The following is a 12,773-nucleotide window of genomic DNA, read 5'->3' as shown; positions in this document are numbered from 1 at the left end:
CAAGCGCCGGTGGCGGGCCCTCCCCGCCGCCGCACCGCCCGCTCACCTCACGGTGACAGGGCTGTGCGCGCGTTCTTGACCTGGCAGTTACTTTCGCCTAACGGTGACACCTTGGAAGTTTCCTTCAACTCTCGTCACGTACGGCCGGAAGGAGCACCAGTGCACTACCGCGCCACCACCAGACGCACCCTCCTCACCGTCACCGCCGCCGCAGCCGTCGCGGCCGCCACCGGAGTCGCCGCCGGGGTCACCGCCCCCGCGGCGGCGGCCGTGAGCGAGGACCTGCTCGCGCGGATCGTCGCGGGCATGTCCCTGGAGGAGAAGGTCGGCCAGCTCTTCGTCATGCGGGTGTACGGGCACTCCGCGACCGCCCCGGACCAGGCCGACATCGACGCGAACCTGCGGGAGATCGGGGTCCGCACCGCCGCGGAGCTGATCGAGAAGTACCACGTGGGCGGGATCATCTACTTCGCCTGGGCGCACAACACCCGCGACCCGCACCAGATCGCCGACCTGTCCAACGGCATCCAGCGCGCCGCGCTCGGCCGGCGGACGCCCGTACCGGTCCTGATCTCCACGGACCAGGAGCACGGCATCGTCGCCCGCGTCGGCGAGCCCGCCACCCTCATGCCCGGCGCGATGGCCCTCGGTGCCGCCGGGTCCCGCGACCTGGCCCGCCGCGCCGCCCGGATCGCCGGTACGGAGCTGGCCGCCCTGGGGATCCGGCAGAACTACGCGCCCGTCGCCGACGTGAACGTCAACCCCGCCAACCCGGTCATCGGCGTCCGCTCCTTCGGCGCCGACCCGCAGGCCGTGGCCCGGCTGGTGGCCGCCCAGGTGAAGGGCTACCAGGGGGCGGGCGTCGCGGCGACCGCCAAGCACTTCCCCGGCCACGGCGACACCACGGACGACAGCCACACCAAGCTTCCGTACATCCACCACACCCGCGAGCAGTGGCGCACCCTCGACGCGCCGCCCTTCCGGGCGGCCGTAGCCGCCGGCATCGACGCGGTCATGACGGCGCACATCGTCGTCCCGTCGCTCGACCCGGCCGAGGACCCGGCCACCCTCTCCCGGCCCATCCTCACCGGCATCCTGCGCGAACAGCTCGGCTACGACGGGGTGGTGGTGACGGACTCGCTGGGCATGGAGGGGGTCCGCACCAAGTACGGCGACGACCGGGTGCCCGTCCTGGCCCTCAAGGCCGGCTGCGACCAGCTCCTCAACCCGCCGAACCTGGCGCTCGCCTGGAACGCCGTCCTGGGCGCCGTACGGAACGGGGAGATCAGCGAGGAACGCGTCGACGAATCGATCCTGCGGATCCTGCGGCTGAAGGCGAAGCTCGGGCTGTTCCGCGACCCGTACGTGACGCACGCGGGCGTGGAGCGCGTCGTCGGCAGACAGGCCCATCTGGACGCGGCCGACCGGATCGCCGAGGAGACCACCACGCTGCTCCTCAACACCGGCGGCCTGCTGCCGCTCGACCGCCGCACGCACGGCGACGTGCTCGTGGTGGGCGCCGATCCGGCGTCCCCGTCGGGCACGACCGGCCCGCCCACGGCCACGCTCGCCGCCGCCCTCACCGAGCTGGGCTTCACCGCCACGGCCCTGTCCACGGGCATCAACCCGTCCACCGGCCGCATCGAGGAGGCGGTGGCCGCGGCGGCCGGCAAGGACGTGGTCGTCGTCGGCACGTACAACGTGACCGCGACCAGTCCTCAGCGCACGCTCGTGACGCGGCTCGCGACGACGGGCGTCCCCGTCGTCACCGTCGCCCTGCGCAACCCGTACGACATCGCCCGGATCGGCGGCCAGCGGGCCACGCTCGCCACCTACTCCTGGACCGACGTCGAACTGCGCGCCGCCGCACGGGTGATAGCCGGCCTGACCGGGCCTCGGGGGCGGCTGCCCGTGCCGGTGCAGCGCGCGGACGACCCGGCGCAGGTGCTGTACCCGATCGGGTACGGCCTGACGTACTAGCCGTACGAAACGCCCCGGTCCGTCTGGCGTGGACCCGCCACGGCGGTTCACGCTGGACGGACAGTCGGGGGCAGGTCGTGGGAGGGCGGGGGCTCTCATGCGGGTCGTGCGCGGGGCGCTGGTCGTGCTGGTGGCGGTGCTCGGCCTGCCCGGATGCGCGGCCGCGCCGGGGCCGCGGCCCGTCGCGGCGACCTCCGCCGCGTCCTCACCGTCGTACGGGGCGGTGTTCCTGGGCGTGGGTGAGTGCGGTACGCGCGGGCCGGTGTTCCGCGAGGTGTCGTGCGGGAGCGAGAAGGCGGCGGCGCGGGTCCTCGGCCGGTACGCGGGCCGTCCCGTGGGACGGCCGCTGTGCCCGGCGGTCACCGACTACGTCCTGCACATCACGCTGGACGCGGCGGCGCCCGGCGACCGGCGCGGCTATGCGTGCATGCGCAATCTGGAGCCGCCGCACCCCGGCGACCCGGGGGGCGGCGGGGGCCCGCACACCGTCGTCGGCGACTGCCTGGACGGCTCGCGCGGCGGGCAGGTCAGGGAGACCGCCTGCGACGGCTCCGGTGAACGCCCGCCGGAGTTCCAGGTCGTGGCGGCGGTGGAGCATCGGTCGCGGTGCCCGGCGGGCACGGATCTGTACGTGCGGCTGGGCGGCGAGCGGGCGGTGGGGTGCGCGCACCGGCTGTGAGGTCACGGCCGGTGCGCGCGAGGCACGGTTCGTGCTCAGGGCAGGCGCGGGAGGGTCAGCTCCCGCCGGATGTCCTGCTTGTCGAGGCGTACGTCGAACCGCGCGAGCGGCTTGGCCTTGTCGGGGTCGGCCTGGACGGTGGCCGGGGCGACGCCCGCCCACTCCAGGAGCCTGGCGGTGGCCAGGGTGCGCTCGTCCTCGTTCAGGCCGGCGATGTTGGCGCCGTGGTTGGCGCCGGGCGCGGTGAACACGTAGCTGTCCTTCGCGCCGCGGTCGACGCGGAACGGCTCGGCGCCCCACGGGTCGTTCTGGCCGTTCACGAACAGCATGTGGCGGGCGTTGCGGCGGACCCAGTTGTCGACGTCACGCATCACCCAGGGCTTGAACCGGGTCGGGATGTCGTCCGGGACGAAGGTGTGCGCGGGCTGGTAGCCGTAGCGGGTGAGGCCGTCGAGGTGCGGCAGCCGCAGGCTGGGCGAGCCGAGTTCGGTGGCCGCCTGGTAGTAGTACGGCGTGTAGGGCTCCAGGCCCTGGTCGGTGTAGAAGTCCCAGCCGGAGTACGTGCCGATGGTGTCGTACACGGTGTCGTCGGTGGCGGTGGCGGCGTCGGGGATGCTCGCGCAGTCGGCCTCGCCCCAGTACTGCCAGAAGGCCCAGACGAAGTCGAGGACGACGGCCTCGTACGCCTTGTCGACGCTGCCGACGGTGTGGAACGTGGCGCCCTCGGCGGTGGCCCAGTCCTGGTACTTCTTCTGCAGGCTCGTGCGGCGGACCAGTGCCTCGCGCTGCAGGGCGTTCAGCCGGTCGCGGCACTCCTCGGTGCCGACGTTCGCGAAGAACCGGTCGTAGGCGGCGTCCTGCTTCTCCACCACGTCGTTGGGCGCGACGTAGGCGACGACGCCGTCCATGTCACGGGGGTAGAACCGCTCGTAGTACGTGGCGGTCATGCCGCCCTTGGAGCCGCCGGTGGCGATCCACTTGCGGTCGTAGACCTTCTTCAGCGCGGTGAACAGCCGGTGCTGGTCGGACGCGGCCTGCCAGATGTCCAGCTTGGACCAGTCGGCCGGCTGGGGGCGGGACGGGGTGAAGAAGCGGTACTCCAGGGAGACCTGGTTGCCGTCGATGATCCGGGTCGGCTCGGAGCGGCGGGGGTTGGCGTTGACGTGGTAGCCGCTCGTGTAGAAGACGGTGGGGCGGCTGGTGTCCTTGTGGAGCAGGGTCAGCCGCTGCGGGAAGCTGCCCTTGGAGGGGCGGCGGTGGTCCACCGGCTGGGTGTAGCTCAGGACGAAGAAGCGGTAACCGGGGTACGGCTTCTCCTCGATCAGGCTCATCCCGGGGATCGCCAGGATGCGGTCCTTGATGTCGGCGGAGCTGCCCGCCGGGGTGGCGGTGGTGCTGTCCGGGCCGGCGGCGGTGGCCGTGCCGGCCGCGCTCACGGTGCCTATCAGCACCACGAGCGACAGCAGCCATCTGAGCGTTCTGCGCATGCGCCCTCCACTGGTTCACAACGGTCGCCGCGAACCTAGCGGTGGCAACAGGCGCGCCGCCACCCCCAGTTGCGGGGGCGGGCGGGTTCGTCGGCGCGGTTCAGCAGAGGATCCAGCCGGTACCGCCGCCGTGGCCGGCGACGGCGCCGGAGGCGCGGACGCAGCGGTTGAGGGCGTGGACGGTCACCGGGCCCGCCTGCCGGGCGAACCGGCCCTTCTCGGTGGCGGCCCGCCCGCCGCGTGCCTGGAGGGTCACGGACATGGAGCGGCGGGCGCCGGGCTTCTTGGCGACCGTGATGGCGCAGGCGTACTGGCGGCTCTTGTAGATGCGCAGCTCGCCGGTGGCGAACGGCACGGTCTTGGCGAGCCGCCCGGCGCATCCGAGGGTCACGGCGTCGGCGGTGCCCACGCCTGGCCCGGCGACGGTGAGGCAGGCCGCGGCGAGGAGCACCGCGAGCCCGCACGCGAGCCGTCTCGTCATGCCGGCCGTGGCGGCCGTCGCACCACTGAACACGTTGCTCTCCTTCGCCCACACGCACGTACATGCGTACGACGCAGGAGGCCCCCAAAGGGTTGCGCCACCGGACCGGGCGGCGGGCCGGGCTCGCGCACGCCGTGGGTCCGGTGGCGGTGGCGTCCGACCGCCGGCGGGAGCGGGCCTCGAGCCCGGCGCCTACGCCGTCGCCGGTTCCGTCTCGCCGGTGAAGGTGCGCCACAGCTCCGCGTAGCGCCCCTCCCGCGCGAGGAGTTCGTCGTGCGTCCCGTCCTCCGCGACGCGCCCGCGGTCCATGACCACCACGCGGTCCGCGCGGGCGGCGGTGGTCAGCCGGTGGGCGACCACCAGGGTGGTGCGGCGGCCCGCCAGGCGGTCGGTGGCCTGGTTGACCTGCGCCTCCGTCGCGAGATCCAGCGCCGCCGTCGCCTCGTCCAGCAACAGCACCTCGGGGTCGACGAGTTCCGCCCGGGCCAGCGCGATCAGCTGCCGCTGCCCCGCGGACAGGTTGCGGCCGCGCTCGGCGACCTCGTGCAGGTAGCCGCCGTCGAGCGTGGCGATCATGTCGTGCGCGCCGACCGCCCGCGCCGCCGCCTCCACCTCGGCGTCCGTGGCGTCGGGCCGCCCGTAGGCGATGGCGTCCCGCACGGTGCCGGGGAACAGGTACGCCTCCTGCGGGACGACGCCGAGCCGGTGGCGGTACGCGGTGAGGTCGAGGTCGCGGAGGTCGGTGCCGTCCACGGTGACGCGCCCGGCGGTCGGGTCGTAGAACCGTGCGACCAGCTTGACGAGCGTCGACTTGCCCGCGCCGGTCTCGCCGACGAACGCGACCGTCTGGCCGGCGGGGATCCGCAGGTCGACGCCGCTGAGGGCGGCCTCGTCGGAGCCGTAGGAGAAGGAGACGTCCTCGAAGGCGATGTCGCCCCGCAGGGCCGACACGGGCTTCGGGTCGGGAGCCGGGGCCGTCGACGTCGGCTCGCGCAGCAGTTCCTGCATGCGTCCCAGCGACACCGACGCCTGCTGGTAGCCGTCGAAGACCTGCGAGAGCTGCTGCACCGGGGCGAAGAACAGGTCGATGTAGAGGAGGTAGGCGACCAGGGCGCCCGCCGTGAGGGTGCCGGCCTCGATCCGGCCGGCGCCGACGACCAGGACCGCCGCCGCCGCGAGGGACGACAGGAGCTGGACGAACGGGAAGTACACGGAGATCAGCCACTGGCCGCGCACCCGCGCCTCGCGGTACTCGCGGCTGCGCCGTACGAAGCGGGCGCCGCCCGACCGCTCGCGGCGGAACGCCTGGACGATGCGCAGGCCGGCGACGGACTCCTGGAGGTCGGCGTTGACGACACTGATCCGCTCTCGGGCCAGCTCGTACGCCTTGACGCTGGCGCGCCGGAAGAAGAAGGTGCCGACGATCAGGACGGGCAGCGTGGCGAAGACGACCAGGGCGAGCTGTACGTCGATGACGACGAGCGCGACCATGATGCCGAAGAAGGTGACGACGGAGACGAAGGCCGTGACGAGGCCCGTCTGGAGGAAGGTCGACAGGGCGTCGACGTCCGTGGTCATCCGGGTCATGATGCGGCCGGTCAGCTCGCGTTCGTAGTAGTCGAGTCCGAGCCGCTGGAGCTGGGCGAAGATCTTCAGGCGCAGCGAGTAGAGGACCCGCTCGCCGGTCCGGCCGGTCATGCGCGTCTCGCCGACCTGGGCCGCCCACTGCACGACGACGGTCACCAGGGCGAGCGCGGAAGCCGCCCACACGGCACCGAGGGCCTGCTGGGTGACGCCCTCGTCGATGCCGTGCCGGATCAGTACGGGCAGGAGGAGGCCCGCGCCCGCGTCGACGGCGACGAGCAGGAGACTGATCAGGAGGGGCAGCCCGAAGCCGCGCAGCAGCCTGCGCAGGCCGTAGGAGTCCTCGGGGCGGACGGCGCGTTCCTCGTCGACGTCCGGGGTGTCGGTCGCCGGGGGCAGCGCCTCGACCTGGGCGAGGAGTTCGGGCGTGGCGCCCGGTGTGCTGTCGGTGGCATCGGCGGCGGCGTCGCGGTCCCACAGGGTGGGGGTGATGCCGCGCTCGGCGTCGAACTCGGCGTCCAGTTCGGCCCGTACGGTGTGGTCGTCCTTCTCGGCCGCGGGGAGCTGGAGGATGTGGCCGGGCGATACGCCGCCCAGCTCGTCGGGGTCGGTGAGGAGGCGCCGGTAGAGCGGGGAGCGGTCCTGGAGTTCGTCGTGGGTGCCGATGTCCGAGAGGCGGCCCCCGTCGAGCACGGCGATCCGGTCGGCGAGGTTCAGGGTGGAGCGGCGGTGGGCGATGAGGAGGGTGGTGCGCCCGGCCATGACGGAGCGCAGGGCCTCGTGGATCTCGTGCTCGACGCGGGCGTCGACGGCGGAGGTGGCGTCGTCGAGGAGCAGCAGGCGCGGGTCGGTGAGGATGGCGCGGGCGAGGGCGATGCGCTGACGCTGTCCGCCGGACAGGGTGAGGCCGTGCTCGCCGACCTTCGTGTCGTAGCCGTCGGGGAGGTCCGCGATGAACCGGTCGGCCTGTGCGGCCCGGGCGGCGGCCTCGATCTCCTCCTGGGTGGCGTCGGCCCGCCCGTAGGCGATGTTGGCGCGGACGGTGTCGGAGAAGAGGAAGCTGTCTTCCGGTACGAGCCCGATGGCGGTCCGCAGGGACTCCAGGGTCAGCTCGCGCACGTCGTGCCCGCCGACCCGCACGGCTCCTCGCGTCACGTCGTAGAAGCGGGGCAGGAGGAGCGAGACGGTGGACTTGCCGCTGCCGGAGGAGCCGACGACGGCGACGGTCTCGCCGGGGCGGATGGTCAGCGAGAACCCGTCGAGGACCGGCCGCCCGTCCTCGTACGCGAAGGACACGTCGTCGAACTCGACGCTCGCGGGGGCGTCGGCCGGCAGCGCCGTGGTGCCGTCCTCGATGGTCGGCTCGGTGTCGATGAGTTCCAGGACCCGCTCGACGCCGGCGCGGGCCTGCTGGGCGACGGTGAGGACCATGGCGAGCATCCGGACGGGGCCGATGAGCTGCGCGAGGTACGTGGAGAAGGCGACGAACGTGCCGAGGGTGATCTGGCCGCGGGTGGCGAGCCAGCCGCCGAGCGCGAGCATCGCCACCTGGCCGAGGGTGGGCACGGCCTGGAGGGCGGGGGTGTAGCGGGCGTTGAGGCGGATGGTGCGCAGGCGGCCGGCGAACAGCGCCCGGCTCGCCTCGCGCAGCTTGCCGGTCTCCTGCTCCTCCTGCCCGAAGCCCTTGACGACCCGTACGCCGGTGACGGCGCCGTCGACGACGCCCGCGACGTGCCCGGCCTGCGCCTGGGCGTACCAGGTGGCGGGGTGGAGGCGGTTGCGGCTGCGCCGGGCGATGAACCACAGGGCGGGGGCGACGGCGACGGCGACGAGGGTGAGCGGCACGGACAACCACGCCATGACGCCGAGCGAGATGAAGAAGAGCAGGAAGTTCCCGATGGTCATCGGGAGCATGAAGAGCAGGCCCTGGATCAGCTGCAGGTCGCTGGTGGCGCGGCCTACGACCTGCCCGGTGGACAGCTCGTCCTGCCGCTTGCCGTCGAGCCGGCTGATCGTGGCGTACATCTCGGTGCGCAGGTCGTGCTGCACGTCGAGGGCGAGGCGTCCGCCGTAGTAGCGCCGGATGTAGGTGAGGACGTAGACGGCCACGGCCGCGGCGATGAGAAGCCCGATCCACAGGGCGAGTGAGCCCGTCCCCTCCCCGATCACGTCATCGATGACGATCTTGGTGATGAGCGGGACGAGCGCCATGAGCGCCATGCCGCCGAGGGAGGAGCCGAGGGCCAGGACGACGTCCCCGGGGTGGCGCCAGGCGTACTCCCAGAGCCGCCGGGCCCAGCTCTGCCCCGCGGCCGGTGCCGCTCGTTCCCCCGCTGCCGCCACTGTGTGCCTCCCGGTGTCCTGTCCTACCGGAAGGCACCAACAGGGGAGGCCCGGCTTTTCATCCCGCCCCTGGCCGGTGGCGCCGAAGTCCGGACTTTCGTCCTAGGACCCGCGTCGCCCCTCCGCCACGCGGAGGGCGTCCTCCAGGCTGTCGGCCAGACATTCGGCGAGGTCACGCAGCTCGTCGCGGTCGGCGTAGGGGAAGAGGCTGCGGGCGCGGGCGAGAGTGTGGGCGGCCGCCCGGAGCAGTCCCGCCTCCACGCCGTCGGCGAGGCGGGTCAGTGGACCACCCCCGTCGGTGATCAGGACGCAGTCCTTCCCCTCGGCCCCACCGCTGTGGATCAGCCGCACTTCGGTAGGGGGCTCCATCACACGGCCTCCGCCCACACCGGGCCGGTCAGGTAGGGCCGGACCAGGGGGCCCGCGTCCCCGTCGAGGACGGCGGCTTGGGTGATCCCGTAGGGGCTTCGATGGGCGGGCAACCGCAGCCCGACGTGCCGCGAGGCCCGAGTCCGTGCAGCGCGGCTCGACTCGGCTCGCCGCCGCCCGGAACCGGGCGCGAACACCCCCAGCAGGCGTGCGCACACATGGATAATGCTCACTGTCGTCAGCTCCTCTGAAGCTGGTGGCCATGCCCCGGGGCCCTGCCAGGCCGCCGGGGTCTCTGTTTGTCCGGAAGACTAGCGCCACTTGTCAGGTGATGTCAGGTGACGTCACCTGACGACAACCATCGTCGTACGTCAAATACGGTCGATATATGACTGTTGACCTCGAAGGGCCCGAGCCGCTGTACGAGCAGATCGCGGCCGTACTGACCGCGCGGATCGCCGACGGCACCTATGCACCTCGCCGCCGAGTCCCCTCGGAGGCGGCCATCTGTGGGGAGTTCAAAGTGTCGCGGCCGACCGCGCGAGCGGCCGTCCAGCTCCTGAGCAAGCAGGGCCTGATCATCACGGTGCGTGGAAAGGGCTCGTTCGTCGCCGAGCAGCCGACCCTGCCATCGCCCGAGGACGGCGAGTCCTCTGACTGACGAGCCTGACCGAAGGTTGGCCCATCCCGGCCAGGCCTCCTCTGCGGAAGGCCCGCACGAGCTGCGCGCCTGCACGGGAACACACGAGGACGCTTCCCAACTGCCCGATTGCCGGGGAGATTTCCCCTAGACTCGGCACATCCCACTCGACCCGAGAATGGATTGCCTGCACATGGCGCGGATTGCTCGGCAAAGCGACAGGATCACGCGAGTCAAGAACCTGACGAGCCCGAGGCTGCCGGACTCGCTGCGCCGGGCGGATATGTCGAGAGACGTCCTGGAGGACGATGTCATCATCCGGGGAGTCGAGTTCGACGGGACGCCATTCATTGCTCTCGCAGCAGAGGCGGCCGAGGTCGAGGGATGCACCTTCGAGAACTCCCGCTTCACTGGCGCCCGATTGCGGCAGAGCCAGTTCAGCGACTCACGGTTCACCACATGCGACTTCGCCGAGGTAAGCGCACAGGACGTGTCCTTGATCCGGTGCGCCATCGCGGGAAGTCGCTTCACCGGGTCGTCCTGGAAGTCAGGTACCTTCCGGGATGTTCGTATCGAGAACTGCGTCATTGCCCCGGGCCTCTTCCGGCACATGAAGCTTTACGCCGTCACCTTCAGCGATTGCAAGATGGCCGGCGCGGATTTCCAGGGGGCGGAGATGCACAACGTGAGGTTCGAGAATTGCGACCTCACTGGCGGGCAGTTCGCCAACGCCAAAAATCTTGGCGTCGTGCGTTTCGAGAACTGCACGCTCGTCGATGTCTTCGGATCGGCCGGCCTGCGGGGGGCCGTCGTGCAAGGCCCGGGATCGATGGAGCTCGCCCTGAGCCTTGCACGGGAAGCAGGGCTGGTGTTCGAGCCGTAGGTGACCGGCCGGTCAGGCTGCGACCGCGGGCCTGTAGCCCGCGTAGTCGGGGCTCGAGATCGCGCGTGCGACGTGGTCGAAATCGATCGCCTCGCCGAAGCGGCACAGTTCATCGAGCAGCAGGCGTCCGTACTCGGTGAAGTGCGGGCGCTGCCTCTGCAGGTCCTCACAAGCGTCCCGCAACGACTTGGTGTAGAGGTCCACGAGCGTCGTCCTGCCCTCGTGGTGCTCCATGAGCATCAGCGGAACCGTCACGATCGCGGCGTGGAACGCCTTGTCGAGCGGACGCCTCTGCCCGATCTTGACGGCCGACAGGGCTCGGTACTGCTCGGCTTCGAGTTCGGTGGACGAGAGCCGGAAGGTCCCGTACACCTTGTCTGCCAAGAAGAGGTTCAGGTGCATGCCCTCGTGGACGAGGCACATCGCGTAGTCGAGCACCCCCCAGTTCTGGCCGGGGCTCATGACGACGACGCCGGGGATGTGCGAGGCGGAGCCACCGCCGTCCGCTCCGCTGTTGAGGATGACGAGGTCGGTGACCAGTAGGTCTACCATGCGGCGGAGGTCCGGGCTGATCTCCTGGACGAGGTCGAGGGCGTTGGCGACCTTGTTGTCCCAGCCCTCGCGCGTCGGACCGTCGGAGGGGCCGGCGCCCTTGAAGATGTGCTGGAAGATGCCGTTATCGGTGCAGAACTCGGCCCAGGCGCCGTTTTCGTACGAGAGGGAGATACCCTCCCCCTCGACCGGCATGGGACGCAGTTCGGGATTCGAGACGGCCGCCCTGTAGGCCGTGCTCAGGTCCTCGGCGGCCGGGTATTCCCCGGTGACGGCGTGGACCAGACGGGCGGTGTTCTCGTAGGTGTGTCCGATGTTCATGAAGTGCACGTGGATCTCTCCTCAAACGGTGTCCTTGTGGTGCGTGCCCGGGACGGGAGCCCGCCCCGGGCACGCTGCGGGGAGTCAGCGCCCGTGGCGCAGCAGGCAGCGGTCAGGAGGTCCAGCCGCCCATCATGCAGTTGTTCGCGTCCTCCTGGGACCGCTGGACCGACGCCTCCACGCTGGCGCTCAGCTCGGGGGAGTCCTCCTTCACGGCCGCGACGGGGTCGGAGAGAACCTCGCGCGGCATGGCCGCCGTCTCGACCTGTACGGTCTTCTTGGGGCTCATGTGTGTCTCCTCATTTCGATGGATTGGTGCACTGCCCTTACTGACCCGTCCTGGCCGCATAACCGTGCGAAGGGGAGCGGCCAGGACGGGGGTCTGATTACCCGGCCTCGCGTAGTGGGACAGGGTTGTCGGGGGCGTCGAGCCATACCTGGTAGGCGGGCCCTCCTCGCGTGGTGAGGCCGAAGCGGTCGAAGTCCGGCCGGCCCTGCTGATGCCACCACCGGTAGGCCCCTTCGAGTTCCTCCCACAGCTTCCGTGGTCCGGACTGGGCCACCTCGAAGTCTGAGCGATTCTCCGCGTAGTCCGCGGTTGCCCAGCTGGTGACGCCCGTGTCGAAGAGCCACAGGCGGTAGGAGCCACCCTCACCCCAGGTGACGCGGCAGAAGAGGTCCGGTACCTGCACCCCGATGGCAAACATGCAGATCCAGTCACCCACGTCGTCGGGCGACAAGGTTGTCCTCGACCTCGCGGCACCGAGGGGCCACTTCGCCTGATCGAGAAACCGGTCCGTGGGAGGCAGGTTCTTCCGGTGCTGTCGGAGACGCATGAACGCGGAGGAACCGACGAAGCGCCCGCTTGCCACTCCCGTCTCGTCCACGACGAGACGGGAGACCGCCTCCCCGCCGTAAACGGGTCCCCACGGGGTGACGATGACCGCCCCTGGGTGCGCCTGCCCGATCCACTGGGAAGGGATGGTGCCCACGGAGGCAGTCGCGATGATCCGGTCGTACGGGCTCCGTTTTCCATAGCCGATGGCACCATCGCCAACGACCACTTCAGGCGCGAGGTCGGCCGCGAAGAGCCGTCCGCGCGCCTCGGACGCAATGGAAGCGTCGACCTCGACCGTCACCACGTTCTGGTCCCCGAGCCGGTGACAGAGGAGGGCCGCGTTCCAACCCGTTCCTGTGCCGATCTCCAGGACGTGGTGACCCGGCTCGACGCTAAGGGCGTTCAGCATCGAGAACACCATCGTCGGCATCGAGGAGGAAGAAGTCGGCGTCTTGCCCTTCCCGGGCCCGTGTAGGCGCCGTCGTCCCACTGCGTCGTGATCGGCGCGTCTGCATAGACCGCCTCCCACCACGCCTCGGGGTCCTCCGAGCGAATGACGCGGCCGCCCTGCCGGTTCATTCCGGCTCGACCCGGCCAGATCACGTCCGGGACGAAG

Annotated in this window: 12 protein-coding genes; 4 read left to right on the top strand and 8 right to left on the bottom strand. The window is 71.1% G+C overall.

Going from position 1 to position 12,773, the window contains the following annotated elements:
• The first annotated feature begins 159 nt into the window (after positions 1-159).
• A complete protein-coding gene (locus ABEB09_RS21915; RefSeq protein WP_345691614.1) occupies positions 160-1,980 on the top strand; it encodes a glycoside hydrolase family 3 protein in 1,821 nt (606 codons plus the stop codon).
• 97 nt (positions 1,981-2,077) lie between these two features.
• Positions 2,078-2,659: a hypothetical protein gene (locus ABEB09_RS21910; RefSeq protein WP_345691613.1), complete on the top strand. Its 582-nt coding sequence runs from the start codon at positions 2,078-2,080 to the stop codon at positions 2,657-2,659.
• A 35-nt stretch (positions 2,660-2,694) separates the two neighbouring features.
• Here the strand turns inward: ABEB09_RS21910 and ABEB09_RS21905 are convergent, their stop codons facing one another.
• The 5 genes from ABEB09_RS21905 to ABEB09_RS21885 form a co-directional block, all read right to left on the bottom strand.
• Positions 2,695-4,146, bottom strand: a complete 1,452-nt coding sequence (locus tag ABEB09_RS21905) for a S28 family serine protease (protein ID WP_345691612.1) — start codon at positions 4,144-4,146, stop codon at positions 2,695-2,697.
• A 100-nt stretch (positions 4,147-4,246) separates the two neighbouring features.
• Positions 4,247-4,627: a hypothetical protein gene (locus tag ABEB09_RS21900; protein ID WP_345694034.1), complete on the bottom strand. Its 381-nt coding sequence runs from the start codon at positions 4,625-4,627 to the stop codon at positions 4,247-4,249.
• A gap of 192 nt (positions 4,628-4,819) precedes the next feature.
• Positions 4,820-8,554: an ABC transporter ATP-binding protein gene (locus ABEB09_RS21895; RefSeq protein ID WP_345691611.1), complete on the bottom strand. Its 3,735-nt coding sequence runs from the start codon at positions 8,552-8,554 to the stop codon at positions 4,820-4,822.
• A 102-nt stretch (positions 8,555-8,656) separates the two neighbouring features.
• Complete coding sequence (locus ABEB09_RS21890) at positions 8,657-8,923, bottom strand: hypothetical protein (RefSeq protein WP_345691610.1); 267 nt, start codon at positions 8,921-8,923, stop codon at positions 8,657-8,659.
• Entirely contained in the window at positions 8,923-9,156 is a 234-nt protein-coding gene (locus ABEB09_RS21885) for a hypothetical protein (protein ID WP_345691609.1), read from the bottom strand. The genes ABEB09_RS21890 and ABEB09_RS21885 overlap by 1 nt, the downstream gene beginning before the upstream one ends.
• 155 nt (positions 9,157-9,311) lie before the next feature.
• Between ABEB09_RS21885 and ABEB09_RS21880 the strand changes: the two genes are divergently transcribed.
• Both ABEB09_RS21880 and ABEB09_RS21875 read left to right on the top strand, forming a co-directional pair.
• On the top strand, positions 9,312-9,584 hold the full coding sequence (locus ABEB09_RS21880; RefSeq protein ID WP_345691608.1) for a GntR family transcriptional regulator: 273 nt from the start codon (positions 9,312-9,314) through the stop codon (positions 9,582-9,584).
• Between the two features lie 172 nt (positions 9,585-9,756).
• Positions 9,757-10,446 (top strand): pentapeptide repeat-containing protein, encoded by a 690-nt coding sequence (locus tag ABEB09_RS21875; RefSeq protein ID WP_345691607.1) that lies wholly within the window; start codon positions 9,757-9,759, stop codon positions 10,444-10,446.
• A 12-nt stretch (positions 10,447-10,458) separates the two neighbouring features.
• On the opposite strand, the gene ABEB09_RS21870 is transcribed toward ABEB09_RS21875, so the two are convergent.
• The 3 genes from ABEB09_RS21870 to ABEB09_RS21860 all read right to left on the bottom strand — a co-directional run bounded on the left by ABEB09_RS21870 (position 10,459) and on the right by ABEB09_RS21860 (position 12,587).
• Complete coding sequence (locus ABEB09_RS21870; protein WP_345694033.1) at positions 10,459-11,319, bottom strand: aKG-HExxH-type peptide beta-hydroxylase; 861 nt, start codon at positions 11,317-11,319, stop codon at positions 10,459-10,461.
• Positions 11,320-11,431: 112 nt separating this feature from the next.
• Positions 11,432-11,608 carry a hypothetical protein gene (locus ABEB09_RS21865; protein WP_345691606.1) on the bottom strand — a complete coding sequence of 59 codons (177 nt, stop codon included), beginning with the start codon at positions 11,606-11,608 and terminating at the stop codon, positions 11,432-11,434.
• Positions 11,609-11,705: 97 nt separating this feature from the next.
• Positions 11,706-12,587, bottom strand: coding sequence for a methyltransferase domain-containing protein (locus ABEB09_RS21860; protein ID WP_345691605.1), 882 nt, complete (start codon positions 12,585-12,587; stop codon positions 11,706-11,708).
• Between the last annotated feature and the right edge of the window lie 186 nt (positions 12,588-12,773).

It is taken from the genome of Streptomyces coeruleoprunus, from assembly GCF_039542925.1.
GTDB lineage: Bacteria > Actinomycetota > Actinomycetes > Streptomycetales > Streptomycetaceae > Streptomyces > Streptomyces coeruleoprunus.
This window is presented reverse-complemented; position numbering and strand designations above follow the sequence as displayed.

What these genes read in the sequence shown, in the direction of transcription:
- ABEB09_RS21880 (WP_345691608.1), top strand. Translation starts at nt 9,312, where the DNA reads ATGACTGTTGACCTCGAAGGGCCCGAGCCGCTGTACGAGCAGATCGCG.
- ABEB09_RS21890 (WP_345691610.1), bottom strand. Translation starts at nt 8,923, where the DNA reads ATGGAGCCCCCTACCGAAGTGCGGCTGATCCACAGCGGTGGGGCCGAG.
- ABEB09_RS21875 (WP_345691607.1), top strand. Translation starts at nt 9,757, where the DNA reads ATGGCGCGGATTGCTCGGCAAAGCGACAGGATCACGCGAGTCAAGAAC.
- ABEB09_RS21905 (WP_345691612.1), bottom strand. Translation starts at nt 4,146, where the DNA reads ATGCGCAGAACGCTCAGATGGCTGCTGTCGCTCGTGGTGCTGATAGGC.
- ABEB09_RS21900 (WP_345694034.1), bottom strand. Translation starts at nt 4,627, where the DNA reads ATGACGAGACGGCTCGCGTGCGGGCTCGCGGTGCTCCTCGCCGCGGCC.
- ABEB09_RS21870 (WP_345694033.1), bottom strand. Translation starts at nt 11,319, where the DNA reads ATGAACATCGGACACACCTACGAGAACACCGCCCGTCTGGTCCACGCC.
- ABEB09_RS21860 (WP_345691605.1), bottom strand. Translation starts at nt 12,587, where the DNA reads ATGCCGACGATGGTGTTCTCGATGCTGAACGCCCTTAGCGTCGAGCCG.
- ABEB09_RS21865 (WP_345691606.1), bottom strand. Translation starts at nt 11,608, where the DNA reads ATGAGCCCCAAGAAGACCGTACAGGTCGAGACGGCGGCCATGCCGCGC.
- ABEB09_RS21910 (WP_345691613.1), top strand. Translation starts at nt 2,078, where the DNA reads ATGCGGGTCGTGCGCGGGGCGCTGGTCGTGCTGGTGGCGGTGCTCGGC.